This window comes from Photorhabdus antumapuensis, assembly GCF_020387775.1.
Classification (GTDB): domain Bacteria; phylum Pseudomonadota; class Gammaproteobacteria; order Enterobacterales; family Enterobacteriaceae; genus Photorhabdus; species Photorhabdus antumapuensis.
This window is the reverse complement of the sequence record NZ_JAHZMK010000017.1, coordinates 1-15,721: the sequence shown is the minus strand read 5'-3', so window position 1 is coordinate 15,721 and position 15,721 is coordinate 1. Positions and strand designations below refer to the sequence as shown.

16 protein-coding genes are annotated in these 15,721 nt (G+C 39.5%); 6 read left to right on the top strand and 10 right to left on the bottom strand.

Features of this window, described 5'->3' with window-relative positions:
- Nucleotides 1–317: 317 nt before the first annotated feature.
- On the bottom strand, nt 318–824 hold the full coding sequence (locus KZ793_RS07450; RefSeq protein ID WP_225814784.1) for a hypothetical protein: 507 nt from the start codon (nt 822–824) through the stop codon (nt 318–320).
- Nucleotides 825–1,093: 269 nt separating this feature from the next.
- On the opposite strand from KZ793_RS07450, the gene KZ793_RS07445 reads away from it, so the two are divergent.
- The 4 genes from KZ793_RS07445 (at nt 1,094) to KZ793_RS07430 (ending at nt 5,299) form a co-directional block, all read left to right on the top strand.
- Nucleotides 1,094–1,261, top strand: coding sequence for a hypothetical protein (locus KZ793_RS07445; RefSeq protein ID WP_397443589.1), 168 nt, complete (start codon nt 1,094–1,096; stop codon nt 1,259–1,261).
- Nucleotides 1,262–1,559: 298 nt separating this feature from the next.
- The gene (sgrR, locus tag KZ793_RS07440; protein ID WP_225814783.1) at nt 1,560–3,221 is read left to right on the top strand and encodes an HTH-type transcriptional regulator SgrR; all 1,662 of its coding nucleotides are present in this window, start codon (nt 1,560–1,562) and stop codon (nt 3,219–3,221) included.
- Between the two features lie 585 nt (nt 3,222–3,806).
- Entirely contained in the window at nt 3,807–4,493 is a 687-nt protein-coding gene (mutH, locus tag KZ793_RS07435) for a DNA mismatch repair endonuclease MutH (RefSeq protein ID WP_225814782.1), read from the top strand.
- A 92-nt stretch (nt 4,494–4,585) separates the two neighbouring features.
- Nucleotides 4,586–5,299 carry a TerC family protein gene (locus tag KZ793_RS07430; protein ID WP_225814781.1) on the top strand — a complete coding sequence of 238 codons (714 nt, stop codon included), beginning with the start codon at nt 4,586–4,588 and terminating at the stop codon, nt 5,297–5,299.
- A 424-nt stretch (nt 5,300–5,723) separates the two neighbouring features.
- Here KZ793_RS07430 and speB read toward each other — a convergent pair whose 3' ends face one another.
- Both speB and speA read right to left on the bottom strand, forming a co-directional pair.
- Nucleotides 5,724–6,647 (bottom strand): agmatinase, encoded by a 924-nt coding sequence (gene speB / locus KZ793_RS07425; protein WP_225814780.1) that lies wholly within the window; start codon nt 6,645–6,647, stop codon nt 5,724–5,726.
- Between the two features lie 171 nt (nt 6,648–6,818).
- Complete coding sequence (gene speA, locus KZ793_RS07420) at nt 6,819–8,723, bottom strand: biosynthetic arginine decarboxylase (protein ID WP_225814779.1); 1,905 nt, start codon at nt 8,721–8,723, stop codon at nt 6,819–6,821.
- A 631-nt stretch (nt 8,724–9,354) separates the two neighbouring features.
- Here speA and metK point away from each other — a divergent pair.
- The gene (metK, locus tag KZ793_RS07415) at nt 9,355–10,527 is read left to right on the top strand and encodes a methionine adenosyltransferase (protein WP_225814778.1); all 1,173 of its coding nucleotides are present in this window, start codon (nt 9,355–9,357) and stop codon (nt 10,525–10,527) included.
- A gap of 143 nt (nt 10,528–10,670) precedes the next feature.
- A complete protein-coding gene (locus tag KZ793_RS07410; protein ID WP_225814777.1) occupies nt 10,671–11,195 on the top strand; it encodes a SprT family zinc-dependent metalloprotease in 525 nt (174 codons plus the stop codon).
- A 235-nt stretch (nt 11,196–11,430) separates the two neighbouring features.
- On the opposite strand, the gene KZ793_RS07405 is transcribed toward KZ793_RS07410, so the two are convergent.
- The 7 genes from KZ793_RS07405 to KZ793_RS07375 form a co-directional block, all read right to left on the bottom strand.
- Complete coding sequence (locus KZ793_RS07405) at nt 11,431–12,270, bottom strand: glycoside hydrolase family 18 protein (protein ID WP_225814776.1); 840 nt, start codon at nt 12,268–12,270, stop codon at nt 11,431–11,433.
- A 487-nt stretch (nt 12,271–12,757) separates the two neighbouring features.
- Nucleotides 12,758–13,021 (bottom strand): DUF2569 family protein, encoded by a 264-nt coding sequence (locus KZ793_RS22845; RefSeq protein WP_225814775.1) that lies wholly within the window; start codon nt 13,019–13,021, stop codon nt 12,758–12,760.
- Nucleotides 12,928–13,248 carry a hypothetical protein gene (locus KZ793_RS07395; protein ID WP_225814836.1) on the bottom strand — a complete coding sequence of 107 codons (321 nt, stop codon included), beginning with the start codon at nt 13,246–13,248 and terminating at the stop codon, nt 12,928–12,930. Before KZ793_RS07395 ends, KZ793_RS22845 begins: the two co-directional genes overlap by 94 nt.
- Nucleotides 13,249–13,911: 663 nt before the next feature.
- On the bottom strand, nt 13,912–14,478 hold the full coding sequence (locus KZ793_RS07390) for a hypothetical protein (RefSeq protein WP_225814774.1): 567 nt from the start codon (nt 14,476–14,478) through the stop codon (nt 13,912–13,914).
- Nucleotides 14,479–14,565: 87 nt separating this feature from the next.
- Nucleotides 14,566–14,853 carry a hypothetical protein gene (locus KZ793_RS07385; protein ID WP_225814773.1) on the bottom strand — a complete coding sequence of 96 codons (288 nt, stop codon included), beginning with the start codon at nt 14,851–14,853 and terminating at the stop codon, nt 14,566–14,568.
- Nucleotide 14,854: 1 nt separating this feature from the next.
- Complete coding sequence (locus KZ793_RS07380) at nt 14,855–15,199, bottom strand: hypothetical protein (protein WP_225814772.1); 345 nt, start codon at nt 15,197–15,199, stop codon at nt 14,855–14,857.
- A gap of 9 nt (nt 15,200–15,208) precedes the next feature.
- Nucleotides 15,209–15,649 carry a hypothetical protein gene (locus tag KZ793_RS07375; RefSeq protein WP_225814771.1) on the bottom strand — a complete coding sequence of 147 codons (441 nt, stop codon included), beginning with the start codon at nt 15,647–15,649 and terminating at the stop codon, nt 15,209–15,211.
- Between the last annotated feature and the right edge of the window lie 72 nt (nt 15,650–15,721).

Here is a 15,721-nt window from a genome sequence, read left to right as displayed (position 1 = left end):
TACCACTAATGATTCATTTCATTCTCATTTATGATGACATTATGGATTTTTTTAAACAGGGTGTGCAAATGCCATTCATCGCCATGCTTTTTATGTCAATTGTAACGTTTTTCTTCTTGACTATATTAGTTAATTATTTTTTCATATTAGAACGAAATGTAAAAAAAAACCTATGGGTATCGTTATTAATGACTGTTATTTTCATACTCAGCCTCTTTATCCCAACAATTCTTTATCAAAATATTTTCTAGTTGACAAATATGTTTCATATAGTCGCGCATTTAATGCACGACTAATGGCTATTTTATCGATTGTTTCTATTGACCAAGCATGGGTTTAATTTTGTTTTCATAAACATCTTTATTTACATCGAAATTAACTGATTCTGACCATTCTCCAGTGATAACATATGGAATTCCATTAGGATTCCACTCTTTACCAGTTAAATTTGTCATATCGTATGGATCGGTAAATTTATCATACAGTTCATAGTTTATTACACCAAACACTCTATATTTATCACCCACGTTTTCTGCCTTAACATCTGTCAATTTTCCACGAATAGTTGCGCCTCCAATAGCCCACAATGGGTCAAAGAGTGGTATTTTTGATTCCTTAACGAAATCATAATTATTTTCAAAATCAACTCGTTCACCTCTTTGAATTTGTGAAATAAAACGAGATTGAATGCTGCCCTCTGCTCTCTCAAATGTACCTGGTTTTTGCATCAATGCGCGGACTTTATCATGCACACCGATTTCATAGAGTGTGAGTGCCTGGCCAAATTCTCCTGTATAATGAAAATACATGCCAAATCCACTCATGTTACTATCTCCAGACAATGAGCCTCCAACAATTGTCTTGGTGTATTTTATTGCTAAATTTATTTGATTTAATTTCCTAATAACATCTTAAATAATTAAGTATGTAAGGTTATTATTACAAAACTATAAACAGGAGTTGATGTAATTATTATTTTGATATAATTAACTCTAGGTACTATTTTATTTATTAACTTTCCTGATTATCACTCAAATTCAGCTTCCATAGGCGTATACTCAAAATAAGTTTGTGCGGAGGTAAATGAATTTACGTGAATACCTTGATAATCCAGCAGGTACTCAATGAGCCAACGTGGCTATCACGGATGAAAGCGGAGGACTTCAAGGCACTGATACCACTGATTTACGTCCATGTAAATCCCTATGGAATATTTGAGCTGAATATGAATACGAGATTGCCCATAGAAGTGCTCGCTTAAAAGTTGGCAGCTACCCGGTCACTACCCCAAGCAGCAATAGTAGCTGGACAAAACGCCTCTAATACCAGATTATTACTCGCTTTAAACTGATATGTAAAAAGAAATAGAGAGTACACAATGTACAACAATAAAAAAAGCCAGTAAGCTTTCTTACTGGCTGGCAAATCACCATTACTCAAGAAAATTGGGGGAGAAGCCAGATTTCGTCTGGCCTATTGAGCTACTTTCAATATGGATAATTATCGTCGCAATATAAGGAAATAAAAATTGATGAATAATACTCTGGAGTTCCTCTTTTATGCCCAGTTCACGTTTACAACAACAATTCATTCGATTATGGCAACACCATCAAGGAAAAGAGGCTGAAACAACGTTACAAGAGCTGGCAAATGTATTGCATTGCTCAAAACGCCATATCCGTTCACTGCTTAACAATATGCAGAAAGCTGGCTGGTTACAGTGGCAGGCTGAGTCTGGTCGAGGTAAACGTTCTCAACTGAATTTCTTACGTGATGGATGGGAACTTCAACAACAACGGGCTGAAGAGTTGCTCGAACAACATAACGTTGAGAAGTTGGTCCAACTGGTTGGTGATAAAGATACAGTCCGTCATATGGTGCTATCCCAGATTGAACGCCGTTTCCGTCAGGGAAAAAACCTACTGCGGATACTCTATTATCGCCCCTTTCCTAATCTTCTACCCGGCTCACCTTTACGCCGTTCTGAAATTCATCTGGTCAGGCAGATATTTAATAGCCTAACCCGCATAAATGAGGAAAATGGGGAACCAGAAGCTGACTTAGCTCATCATTGGCAACAATTATCCTCAAATCATTGGCGCTTTTATCTACGGCCGGCTATCCATTTTCACCACGGCAGAGAATTACAGATGGCGGATGTCATTGCTTCGCTACAAAGATTACGCAACCTGCCCCTTTTTTCTCATATTGAAAAAGTCACAACGCCCACACCATATGTGATTGATATTTTTCTTTCAGAGCCCGATCTCTGGCTGCCTTTATTAATCGGCAGCCCACATGCCATGATCTTGCCTCAAGAGTGGCCAAAGTTACCGAACTTCTCTCGTATGCCAGTGGGAACCGGCCCTTACCAGGTAATAAAAAACAGCGCTCAGAAACTACAAATTCGTGCTTTTGATAATTACTTTGGCTTTCGGGCGCTGATTGATCAGGTGAATATATGGTTTCTACCAGAATTAGCCGAGAAACTGGTTTGTACAACTCTGCATCTGGAAAGTGACAGCACAGGTAATAACTCGTTAGATAGCAGGATAGAGGAGGGCTGTTATTTCCTACTACACGACCACCGTTCAACTAAATGTAAGAGAGAAGACGTTCGCCAATGGCTATGCAGCCTGCTAACACCGATAAATCTGCTAGCGCACTGTGACACCTTTTATCAACGCCACTGGTCACCCGCTTATGGTTTATTACTACGCTGGCATCATAGTAAGCTCACACCAGAATTGAACAAACCAGAGGATATTACCCATCTGACTGTCACGCTTTGTCATCAACATCACGAATACCATACAATCAGCCAGATCCTTCAAGCCATACTGACCAAGTGCGGCGTCGAATTGAAAATCAACATCGTGGATTATGACACATGGTTCAACGGTAACACCGAAAGTGACCTCTGGCTTGCTACCGCCAACTTTTATAATCCTCTGGAGTTTTCGCTGTTCGCTACCCTGTACGAGATACCATTATTGAAAAAGTGTCTTGGTAATAACTTGAATAAAGAAGCATCACAATGGCGGCGACAAGAACTATCGCTTGAAGAGTGGTGCGAAAAAATAGTTGATGAGCATTGGCTGCATCCACTGTTCCACCACTGGCTTGAGTTACAGGGGCAGAGAAGTATGCGAGGAGTCAAAATGAACACCTTTGGTTGGTTTGATTTCAAATCCGCCTGGTTTAACCCACATGAAGGATAATTCACAGAAAAAGCCAGAGTTATGAACACACACAGGTGTGCAAACTCGCTTTTATTCACTTTTTCTGTGGATATCTATGTGAAAAAGGCAGGGGTAATTCAGGTATAGCTTTATATTATGAATTATCAGTCTATAGACAAAAAATGAAATAGTATTTATTTTTCATTGAAATAGCAGCTATTTACCTCGCTATTTCTAGCGTCAATCACGGCTACAATAGACAGCGTTAGTTGAAGAGAATAAAAAACAACCAAATATAATGTTATCCACAGGTTATGCTTTTTAGTTAAGCAAAAAACAGTGGTTTTTGTAGAAAAAAGTGTTAGTCAAACCTGTAAATCAAACCAGTGATCTCATTTTTGTCTACTTATCCCATAAAACTGTGGATAACATGGTGTAAGATCCTGTTCATTATTACCGGCAATAGGTGAACAAGAACAGCAGTCAATTTTACAGTATTTAAAACAGCAATAAAAAATGGTTGTATATCATGCTATTATCACCCTGTTAGCTATTGTGTGAACCTCAGATTTATTATTCACAGAAACCAAGGCTGTTTTTTGACCTAAAAAACGGATATCTCAAATGAACACACTTTTTTCCCCTCCACTACCACCAGACAACGAGCAACAATTGCTTGAATGTGCCCAACTTCTGGCTGGCCTATCAATGGGAGAACTCGCAGCAAAAGCAAATTTGCCTATCCCACCCAATCTGAAACGAGATAAAGGTTGGGTAGGCATGTTGCTGGAATATTATCTCGGTGCGAGTGCCGGCAGTAAGGCAGAGCAAGATTTCGAACATATCGGTATTGAGCTTAAAACTATCCCCGTAGACAGAAGAGGTTGTCCACTGGAAACAACATTTGTCTGCGTTGCGCCATTAACAGGGAACAGTGGTATTACCTGGGGAAGCTGCCATGTTAGACACAAATTATCGCGGGTGCTGTGGATACCTGTTGAAGGTGAACGGGAAATTCCTTTAGCCAAACGCCGGGTTGGCTCTCCTTTATTGTGGAGTCCCAATCAAGAAGAAGAAGAGTTACTGCGTCGCGACTGGGAAGAATTGATGGATTTCATCGTGCTTGGCAGAGTAGAGAGCATTACCGCCCGTCATGGCGAAGTATTACAGTTGCGCCCAAAAGCGGCTAACAGCAAAGCATTAACCGAAGCAATCGGAGTACACGGCCAACCTATTATGACTCTACCTCGCGGGTTCTATCTGAGGAAAAATTTCACTGCTCCTCTACTGGCCCGTCATTTTTTGATTTAACGTTGAGCTCTGACTGATTTTTACATCGACATACTTACCTTACATCTAATCACGCGTATAATTAGATTTTTACCTTAAGGTTTTAATAAGCAATGTTAGAATGGATTGTTGATCCCCACGCTTGGATGGCACTTGCCACCCTGACAATTCTAGAAATCGTTTTAGGGATTGATAACATTATCTTTTTGTCACTTATTGTGGCAAAACTCCCTAACCATCAACAAAATAAAGCACGCAAGATCGGACTAATGGGGGCAATGCTAATGCGCCTGGCGCTGTTAGCATCTATTGCCTGGGTTATTCGGCTAACCTACCCGATATTGACAGTTTTTGAACATGACATTTCTGCCCGTGATTTAATCCTATTCTTCGGTGGTCTGTTCCTTATATGGAAAGCCAGCAAAGAAATCCACGAAGCGATCGAAGGTGACAATGAAGGAGAGCTAAAACGTCCTGTTCACTCCTTCCTGGGGGCTATCACTCAGATTATGTTGCTGGATATTATTTTCAGCCTGGATTCAGTCATTACCGCAGTTGGTCTATCCGATCATCTATTCATTATGATGGCAGCCGTTATCATAGCCGTCGGGGTTATGATGCTCGCCGCTCGCCCTATCGGCGAATTCGTTGACCGTCACCCTTCCGTCAAAATGCTAGCACTGTCGTTCTTAATCCTTGTAGGCTTTACCCTTATTCTGGAAAGCATACAAGTGCATATACCTAAAGGTTACATCTATTTTGCTATGTTCTTCTCAATGGCAGTAGAAACGCTAAATCTGATGCGCGGGAAAAAGAAAAGAAATTAGAAGTAGCGCTACAATAACGCTAAAAAATACCATTCTTTGATTTAAAAAGTATGCCATAGATGCCCAGTTCAACACTGCGGCATCTCAATTCCATGCAGCAAAAAATTGCCGGTTATTCCGGCAATTTTTGTTATATTTAGCTAACCTAACCGAGTATGCCGGGGATTTACCACGCCATCATTAATGATCCCTTTGATAGGATGCTAATTGTTCAATCTCAAATGGAAGAACTGACACTGATTTCAGCCAATAGTATTTTCTCTCAATATGACATTCGGTTAATTGATGCTCGCATATAGAAAGTGACAAAGAGCATCCAGAAAAGCATATAAAGGTTACAAGCCAAATTTCAAGGGGATAGCTCCACAACGCAATACGAGCTTATTTCACTATCCCCTAAGACTATATTAAGACTACGTGCTATTTAGCACTTCTTAGATGCCTGTAAATAAAGCATCTCCAGTGCAATAGTCGCACCTGCCAGAGCCGTAATTTCAGACTGATCATAAGCTGGAGCCACTTCCACCACATCCATACCCACAATATTCAGCGGCTGCAAACCACGCAGTAATTTCAATGCACGATCGGTTGTCAAACCACCAATAACGGGGGTACCCGTACCTGGCGCAAAAGCAGGATCAAGACAATCGATATCGAAAGTCAGATAAACCGGCATATCACCAACCGTCTCTTTTATCTGAGTAAGCAAATCATCCACACCTCGGTCATTAACCTGATCAGCATCCAGCACTGTAAAACCATCGTCCCGTCCATGTTCAGTACGGATACCAATCTGTACTGAATGATGTGGGTCGATCAATCCCTCGTTTGGCGCATGATAGAACATGGTACCGTGATCAAATTGGCTACCGTTTGGATAGGTGTCAGCATGAGCATCAAAATGAACCAGAGCCATTTTGCCGAAATGTTTGGCATGAGCGCGCAACAAAGGCAAAGTAATAAAGTGGTCACCACCAAAAGAGAGCATACGCTTACCGGAAGCCAGCACTTTTTCAGCATGAGCTTGCAACTTATCACTCATATCCTGAGCATCACCAAAGTTGAAGACCAAATCACCACAATCCACAACGTTAAGACAATTGCGTAACTTAAAATCCCACGGCCAACGGCGGCTTTCCCATGCCAGGTTAGTAGAAACCTGACGAATAGCCGCAGGCCCGTGGCGACTACCTGCACGGCCTGATGTTGCCATATCAAATGGCACCCCGGTAATTACCCACTCTGCATCACTGGAATATGGCTGGAAATTCAGCGGAAAGCGCAGGAAACCGAAGGCATTAGAAACCAGAGAGTCATCTTGTTGGTTGCCCAAGGTACTTATTGTCATGAGATATATCCTCAAAAGTTTCCCGACAGAACAAGGCTATTTAATTCCAGAATACCCATGCTGTGACGAAATGGGGTATTTCTGAGATGACCCCATTTCTCTGCATCTCCGCAGTCTGGTTTATATAAATAACGCCATCTGTATACAGGAGGCTTAATTAACACCAGAAGATTATTCATCTTCCAGATATGTGTAGCCATAAAGACCACTTTCAAATTCCAGCAAGAATTGCTCTTGCAAACCCGTATCCAAATCCGTGCCTTTTACTTGATCACGGAAACGAGCCATCAGTACATTAGGGTCCAGTTTCACATATTGCAGCATATCAGCAACTGAATCCCCTTCTTCACTTTGGTTATAAGTCACTTCGCCATTATCAAATACATAAACATCAATAGCCGCGGTATCCCCAAATAGATTATGCATATTACCAAGAATTTCCTGATACGCTCCCACCATAAAGAAACCAATCATTGGCGGGTAATCAGGATCATAATCGGGCATAGGCATAGTCGTTGCTACACCATCACCATCCACATAATGATCAATGATGCCATCGGAGTCACAGGTGATATCTAACAACACAGCACGACGTTCCAACGGCTTATCCAACCCCTCAATCGGTAAAACCGGGAACAACTGGTCGATACCCCATGCATCAGGCAGAGACTGGAACAGAGAGAAATTCACATAGAATTTATCTGCCATACGCTCTTGCAGCTCATCAATAATTGGCCGGTGAGCACGGTTGCTTGGATCAAGATCCTGCTGAATACGACGACAGATATTCAGATACAGCTCTTCCGCCCAAGCCCGCTCAGTCAGATCCAGCATGCCATGCGCATATTGTGTGTGAACATCATGCAGATCAAGCTGGCTGTCATGCAACGATTCACGTAAAGAACGTCTATTCCCTTCAGAATGCATCTCCTGCCAGGTTTCCCACAGGCTAGCGATCGGGCGGGATGCATCCTCTGCCGGTGGCGTCGTCTGGGTAAATTCATTACGTTCAACCCCGATAACATTGGATACCAACACAGTATGGTGAGCCGTCAAGGCACGACCGGATTCTGTGATAACAGTCGGATGGGGTAAACCATGTTCATCACAAGCATCACCAATACCCCAGATGACATTGTTGGCATATTCATTCAACCCATAGTTCACAGAACAATCAGATTGAGAACGGGTCCCTTCATAATCGACACCCAGTCCACCACCAACATCAAAACATTGAATATTTACCCCGAGTTTATGTAACTCGACATAAAAACGCGCTGATTCACGAACACCTGTTGCGATATCACGAATATTCGCCAACTGTGAACCAAGATGAAAATGCAGTAATTGCAAGCTATCAAGCCGGCCTACTTCACGCAGGGTCTCAACCAATTGCAATACCTGAGTCGCAGCCAACCCAAACTTCGATTTTTCACCGCCACTGGCCTGCCATTTACCTGACCCCTGAGATGCCAAACGTGCACGGACTCCCAAGCGAGGGATCACATTCAATCGTTCAGCTTCTTCCAATACCTGGGCAATCTCAGACATTTTTTCGATCACCAAATAAACCTTGTGACCTAACTTCTCACCTATTAGTGCCAGACGAATATATTCACGATCTTTATATCCATTACACACGATGACGGTACGAGTCATACCCGCATGGGCTAGCACTGCCATTAATTCCGCTTTGGAGCCAGCCTCAAGCCCTAAAGGTTCACCGGAACTGGCCAGTGATTCAATAACGCGGCGTTGTTGGTTAACTTTAATGGGATAAACTAAAAAGTAATCGCCTTTATAACCATATGACTCTCTAGCACGTTTAAATGCGGCATTGATTGAACGCAAACGATGTTGCAGGATCTGAGGAAAACAAAATAGCGCCGGTAAGCGCAAATGTTTCTGCTCCTGTTGAACTCTTTTCACCAATTCCGCAAGATCAATTTTTGCCCCCGGCAAATCAGGATTTGGACACACACTAACATTGCCAAGATCATTGACGTAGTAGTAACTCCCTCCCCAATATGCAATATTGTAAGTCTGTTGCATTTTACGAGCGATATTATCATTCATGGCAGTCTCCTTAAGGGAGTTAGAGTTTTTCGCCTTCGCCTGTAATTAATAAATAACCCAAAACGCTATAATCTCGCGAGTTGAGAAATATCAGGGAACAGCATGCTCTCAGGTTGTAAAAAGCGTTTAGTTACTACTAAACAACGACAAAATTACCGAGTGACAATACGCCTGTCCGACATATCCGGCCTGTTTGCAGACAACAGATAACATCGAATTAAAGACATATTGAAAAGAAAGGAAAAAGACGCGGATACATCCGACGACAAGTGTGGCTGTTGGCCATTAGCAATCAGCAGATAATGGTTCATTACCCCATTCACCCCCACACATGACTCATATTTAAGGAGCCATTTTCTCGATTGAGAAACAGAAGCTGTTTAGCTTCTGCGAGTCTGTAGCACAAATAGTTTAACTACGGCCGCTGTTTATACTCGCAATCACATAAAATTGCAAAATGAAATTGAACAAAACTGACATACAAACCAAGAAATTATTCATTCCCCCGATGAAAATTACTCGCTGAACTAAAAAAATCTAGCACATGGATAAGAATTACCCTAAAATAGCCATCTAGATGTTAATCCGTCCATTTCCCAACTGAAATTATATTTTAAGGTGACGTTATATAATGACCACATACCTTTTCACTTCTGAATCTGTTTCCGAAGGGCATCCTGATAAAATCGCAGACCAAATTTCTGATGCTGTTCTTGACGCTATTTTGGAACAAGATCCAAAAGCCCGCGTTGCATGCGAAACCTATGTTAAAACCGGAATGGTTATGGTTGGTGGTGAAATTACTACCAGCGCTTGGGTTGATATTGAAGAAATTACGCGGCAAACAGTTCGAGAGATTGGTTATGTTAATTCTGAGATGGGTTTTGATGCAAACTCATGTGCAGTATTAAGTGCGATTGGTAAACAGTCACCGGATATTAATCAAGGTGTTGACCGCGAAGATCCACTACAACAAGGTGCTGGTGACCAAGGGCTAATGTTCGGTTATGCAACCAACGAAACTGACGTACTGATGCCTGCGCCTATCACCTATGCGCACCGTCTGGTTCAGCGTCAAGCTGAAGTTCGCAAAAATGGTGTACTGCCGTGGTTACGTCCTGATGCTAAAAGCCAAGTCACTTTCCAATACAATAACAACAAAATTGTCGGCGTTGACGCAGTTGTACTTTCCACGCAGCATGCTGAAAATATTAGTCAGAAAGATCTGCAAGAAGCGGTTATGGAAGAGATCATCAAACCGGTTCTGCCTGCTGAATGGTTAAATCCAACAACCAAATATTTCATTAACCCAACCGGTCGTTTTGTCATTGGTGGCCCAATGGGGGACTGTGGTCTGACTGGTCGTAAAATTATCGTAGATACTTACGGTGGCATGGCACGTCATGGTGGCGGAGCATTCTCCGGTAAAGATCCCTCTAAAGTCGACCGTTCAGCGGCTTATGCTGCACGTTATGTGGCAAAAAATATTGTTGCTGCTGGTCTGGCTGATCGTTGTGAAATCCAAGTTTCTTATGCTATCGGTGTTGCAGAACCCACTTCCATCATGGTGGAAACATTCGGTACTGAAAAAGTGTCAACAGCAACCCTAACTCTGCTGGTACGTGAATTCTTTGACCTACGTCCTCACGGTTTGATTCAGATGCTGGATCTATTGCACCCAATCTATCGTGATACTGCCGCTTATGGTCATTTTGGTCGACCACAGTTCCCGTGGGAAGCCACTGATAAAGCAGAAGCGCTGCGTGATACTGCGGGTCTAAAGCTATCAGCGATGAATATGTAAAAATATAAAAGCTGGGTTTGGACAACTGAACCCAGCTTTTTTAGCATTAGCTGACGATTGAAGAATCCCTAAAAATATTATTATCAGCTTGTTTCAGAATTTATAATAAAATTCACTCATCCTTACCTATTTATTTTCAACACATGAAATCAGTTATCGTTCCAATTTCCCTACAACACGCCGTTATGAATACTTTGCAGCAGAAATTACAACAGGCAAACTTATATCTCAACCGTGACTTTCCTGAACCGACAATAAACTACCGCCAGCGGGGAACTACCGCAGGCAGTGCCTATATAAAAAATTGGGAAATCCGCCTTAATCCAGTGTTATTGATTGAAAACCAACAAACTTTTATTGATGAAGTTGTACCTCACGAATTAGCTCATCTATTAGTTTATCGCTACTTTGGGAAAGTGCCTCCACATGGAAAACAGTGGCGTTGGATGATGGAAAAAGTATTGAACGTTACAGCTAACCGTACACACAAATTTAAAATCGATTCAGTACGTAGTGAAACTTTTACTTATTACTGTAGCTGCCAGCAACATGAACTAAGCCTACGACGTCATAATAAAACTCTGCGAGGAAAAAGTCATTATATCTGTCAAAAATGCGGAGAAAAGCTTATTGCTAAATCAATTGATTCTTTCAATCCTAATTTATAAAAATTGGCGGATTCCACTATCTAAATATGAATTATAATAACGATAGTATATGAACAAACATCCTATTTTATCAACAAACTCTTCCAAATTTCCTATTTTTAAACAAAGCAAGGGATCTTCTTAAGTAAAATAAAATCAGTTTCCCTTGCTCTCCTGTATCATTATTATATCGAGTAAATATCTATCTAATAAGGAATCAATTAACCACCTTTTACACCTTACAATATATTAACATTTATTTAATGATGAAATTATTTCCTGGAGTATATACAACCTTTGAATTATCCCCTTCCCCTGCCTTGATAATCTCGGTATAATATCGAGATGCTTGTTCGGTTGTAAAGAAAGAATTAGGCGCCCAAATCATTACACCATTATAGCCACTATTAATAACTGAACTACAAATTCCCTTTACTTTAGATAAAGGAGTGAATTCTGGAGAGATGCCCAGAAACAAATTTTCTTTTTTCATGCCATAACCAATGTATTTATCCAATTTACTGACACTACCAACATAAGTCATCTCATACCCTTCATCCAGGAAATCTGCTACATTTAATGGATCCTGGAAGTAGATTAAATCTTTCCAGAGGGCCTTTGTCAGTATTTTTTGTTTAAACTTAGGGTGATTTTTTATCGCACCGGTTATCCAATAAAAAGATTGGCCGTTGCCAGAACATGCTGAATATTCATCGTCGATGTTGATACCATCAAGGCCATACTTAAAAATATCTTCAACCATATTATTAGCAAGAGCTTTTGCCGTTGATTCGCTCATGTTACATGACCATCCTGAGTTTTGATGATTTCCCAAGTATGATAATTGAATTTTCATCCCTTTCTTTTGCAGACTTTGTACAAGATCAATATTCTCATTAAGTATTGTACTTATTGAACTATTGTAAAACAATTCAGGATTATCCGGGGAATGACCATTAATATTTGCTGCAAACAAAACAACGCTAGTAAAGAAAGGCTTCCCGGATGACTCAACGATAAAATTGCCAATATCAATTAAATCCTGAATGGATGGGTTATTAAGAAATGCAATATACGACTGATTTTCATTTAACATACAGAGACTCCTCCTATTAAAATTCAATATTATTTATTCCTAACCTTAAAAATCGCGAATATTTACCCATTTTTATCAAGGATAGTAAATATCAAAAAGGATTAAATGATCCGTAAGTCGGATAAGCTTGACTTATTATCAGACTACATTTATCCGACTCAACATGAAATAATTGAGTGATGAATGTGAGTAATGTGACAATAAAGTATATCCTAATGTCACAACTTAAATATCATATCGATTATTGTCATTAGTAAGCCTTCGGTGAACTCATATTTTAATTAATTTCCGACTATGTAACATTAGGTTACATTCAAAATATAGAGCTAAAACCTTGATAAGAAAGTGATTTAAATTTTCCGATTTTTGGGAGCAATTCACAAGGCCGGAGTAGTTTTGACTGTCATATTTTTTGAATAAATATTAGTTACAAAAAATCCACCTACTCTTATTGAATATTATTTGCAAAATAATTTAATTTTGATCATTACTTTATAAATGTTCTTTTAATTCGAATAGATACAATAAAGCAAGGCACCCATATACATGCATAAAACACAGTTCTAAAAAGCAAGAAAAGATAATTATAATCCTGTTTTATTTCATATACATAATGAGCCAATGCTAAATCGGCGATTACAAATAATGAAGTAAAAACTAAAAGGATAATATAAAATAAAGGTGTTTTTTCTTTTTTCGAAAGAAAAGAACAGATGTATAAAGTGCAACTCCAAAAATAATGGTAAAACAAATAAACTCAAATCCTATAAGGATACGTAATTCACCTAGAAAATTATAACCAGAGATCAAGATTGTCATTGTTTTATATGAACCAAATAAACAACTGAATATTGCAAAGATAATATTTATTGCCGAAAAATAGAGAAACCCACAAATTCCACTCAGTTCTTTCTCTTCGCATGCTGCACAAAAATCTGATTCATTTAATGCTGGGTTTTCACATTTAATACACTTCATAAAATTCCTCCAAATAGTAATCTCAATCCAAAGATTGATTATTAATTTACGTAAACCATACAGGTGATAGTATATAAAACAATAACTTATTAGCCCAATAAATACCCCTACCTTTAATGGCTTTATTTATCTATTCAAGTGAAAAAATAAATATTCCATCTATAAAAAACCGACACAACCATCTGATAATAAAGAAATAGTTAGATTCATAAAAATATAACTAATATCCATATGATGTTTTTAATAAAAAAACTTTACTCGATCATTCTTTAAACCTCACATTATACTGCTATTTCCCAACTGTACCTTTTTTCATTCGCCTCGGCCGCCGCCAGTACACTTGCTAGTGCATTATTCTCAACAACAACAATGTAAAAACCCTTGTAAATAGCCAAGGTTCGTCCGGTCATCGATCAGATGGTGGTTCTTAATTCTCATGATTTCCTTTCAAACGAGATAAGACCCAGATTCCTATTCCAGTGGGTATACCTGTCACTACCCCTTTTTTTACTGAAAAAACAACATCATCATGCCAACTAAAGACGAATGTTTCATTTTTCAAATAAACTAAAATCGCAGCACACAAGCATCCTGACAAGACCACCATAATCATAATAATTGTGCAGGATAATAGAAGAATCAGTAATGACTTTAAATGAGTTATCACTTCGCTCCTCCTGATTTATCCAGCTTATCCTCAACTTTACTACTTGTAACTTCACTGGCTATAGCACCACCTGTAGCTCCTATAATACTTACCGTCTTATCCGATACTATAGGGAAATATTTATTTCCAACGTCGATTACTTTCCCTCCAACAGTACCTACAACATTACCAACCGCTGCACCTGCTACTGGTGCAACGGGGTCTTTACCCTGCAATTTCGCTCCGACATAAGCACCAGTTATACTCGCCACTTCTGTAAACCAGAACACTTTGCCCTGCGTTACCGCCCCCGTTCCAGTAGCTATCAGTGCATCAGTAATGTTCACTGGACCATTTGTCAGTTGATTACTGATATTAGCTGTTCCACTGATTATACCTCCAGCAAAAATACTTCCTACAGTTGCTCCTGATGGCAGCAACAATGGTGCCGCTACCGTGGACATTCCTGCACCCCAAGCGACCAACAATCCTCTTACCGGGTCTTGCCCTTCCGGGTGATCGCCTTTGGCATGTTTTGACAATGCTGCCGAAATCTCTTGAGAGGATTGACCTTTATTTGACATAGCGGTAGCCAGACTTGATGCTGATCGACCGTAATCTGCCATGCCTTTGGGTAAACTTAGGGCATTATTATCCGCAACAACTCATTATCACTTATTGAACAATGGGTTATTGCTTATAATTGTGTAAATTTCATCTGTTATTGGGTCTATATCTTTCCCATATTGGCCTCTATCCCCCATCATTCTAAAGTCACTCATAATATATTTGTATAAATTCTTCATACCGTTACTTGCTCTACTCTCAAGAATGTTAATGGATTTTATTAAGTATGCATAAGATGACTCTCCATTTCCTGATTCTTTTAAATATGTAACAATTTGTTCCAACAAGAATATTAATCTTGCGACCTCTACCATATCTTTATTTGTTGACATTTTATTTTACAACATCTCGTGATAAACATAGGCCCGTGTAAGGATCAAAAAATATTCTTCTTCCATAAAAATCAACAACAAAATATCTTCCATCAACAATATTCACCCCTTCATATGGGTGACTTATCTGACCTTCCTTTTGTAAATCTGAGGGTTCTATTTGCCAAAGAAACTCTCCGTTCTTTGTATAAGAGAATAGATTATTTAGCCCATCATCCCCTATAGGCACATCAGTTAAAACGAGAACTGAACCATTATCAATTTCTATCACCTTAATTATTTTTTGATTAAGGATAATTAAGTGTCCGTTTATATCAATCTTGTTATCGTTAACTAAGATGACCATTTTAATCTCCTATTTTTTCTGAATAAGCCGTTCATTAGTGAATATACCGGTCCTTTGCCCCATAAGATCAAATTGGGTTCCTCCCCCTTTATAGCCGAACAGACTATTTGCCGAACCTGTTCTCATTTCAGTACCTGCTTTAATTTCAACATCTGCAATGTATTTGGGCTCATATGGCAAAGCGAATTTTTCTTGAATTTGTTTACTATTTAGTCCTTTTATATCTTCAGTTCTCATCATCCATCCACCTCTCATTTGTGAATGAGTGCCATCATAGACTCTAACAAATTTTGTGTCCGCAGCTAATTCAAATTCTTTTACTATCGTCCCTGGAGTATAGGGAGGTTGTTCATATCCTTGATTTTTCCACCAATGATTTACTTCTGCTGCTGTTACTTCTTTAACGTCCTTTTTAGCTAGTTGCCCAAAAGCTCCTTTGTCTTGATACATAGGGAAAGTTGTCGTCTTATTTCCAGCAATATTTTTATCAGCCAGAGAACTTTGTTGTGGTCAATAAAAATT

What these genes read in the sequence shown, in the direction of transcription:
- speA (WP_225814779.1), bottom strand. Translation starts at nt 8,723, where the DNA reads ATGAATGATAATATCGCTCGTAAAATGCAACAGACTTACAATATTGCA.
- metK (WP_225814778.1), top strand. Translation starts at nt 9,355, where the DNA reads ATGACCACATACCTTTTCACTTCTGAATCTGTTTCCGAAGGGCATCCT.
- speB (WP_225814780.1), bottom strand. Translation starts at nt 6,647, where the DNA reads ATGACAATAAGTACCTTGGGCAACCAACAAGATGACTCTCTGGTTTCT.
- sgrR (WP_225814783.1), top strand. Translation starts at nt 1,560, where the DNA reads ATGCCCAGTTCACGTTTACAACAACAATTCATTCGATTATGGCAACAC.
- KZ793_RS07385 (WP_225814773.1), bottom strand. Translation starts at nt 14,853, where the DNA reads ATGTCAACAAATAAAGATATGGTAGAGGTCGCAAGATTAATATTCTTG.
- mutH (WP_225814782.1), top strand. Translation starts at nt 3,807, where the DNA reads ATGAACACACTTTTTTCCCCTCCACTACCACCAGACAACGAGCAACAA.
- KZ793_RS07375 (WP_225814771.1), bottom strand. Translation starts at nt 15,649, where the DNA reads ATGTATCAAGACAAAGGAGCTTTTGGGCAACTAGCTAAAAAGGACGTT.
- KZ793_RS07430 (WP_225814781.1), top strand. Translation starts at nt 4,586, where the DNA reads ATGTTAGAATGGATTGTTGATCCCCACGCTTGGATGGCACTTGCCACC.
- KZ793_RS07450 (WP_225814784.1), bottom strand. Translation starts at nt 824, where the DNA reads ATGAGTGGATTTGGCATGTATTTTCATTATACAGGAGAATTTGGCCAG.
- KZ793_RS07390 (WP_225814774.1), bottom strand. Translation starts at nt 14,478, where the DNA reads ATGTCAAATAAAGGTCAATCCTCTCAAGAGATTTCGGCAGCATTGTCA.
- KZ793_RS07405 (WP_225814776.1), bottom strand. Translation starts at nt 12,270, where the DNA reads ATGTTAAATGAAAATCAGTCGTATATTGCATTTCTTAATAACCCATCC.
- KZ793_RS07380 (WP_225814772.1), bottom strand. Translation starts at nt 15,199, where the DNA reads ATGGTCATCTTAGTTAACGATAACAAGATTGATATAAACGGACACTTA.
- KZ793_RS07395 (WP_225814836.1), bottom strand. Translation starts at nt 13,248, where the DNA reads ATGAAGTGTATTAAATGTGAAAACCCAGCATTAAATGAATCAGATTTT.
- KZ793_RS07410 (WP_225814777.1), top strand. Translation starts at nt 10,671, where the DNA reads ATGAAATCAGTTATCGTTCCAATTTCCCTACAACACGCCGTTATGAAT.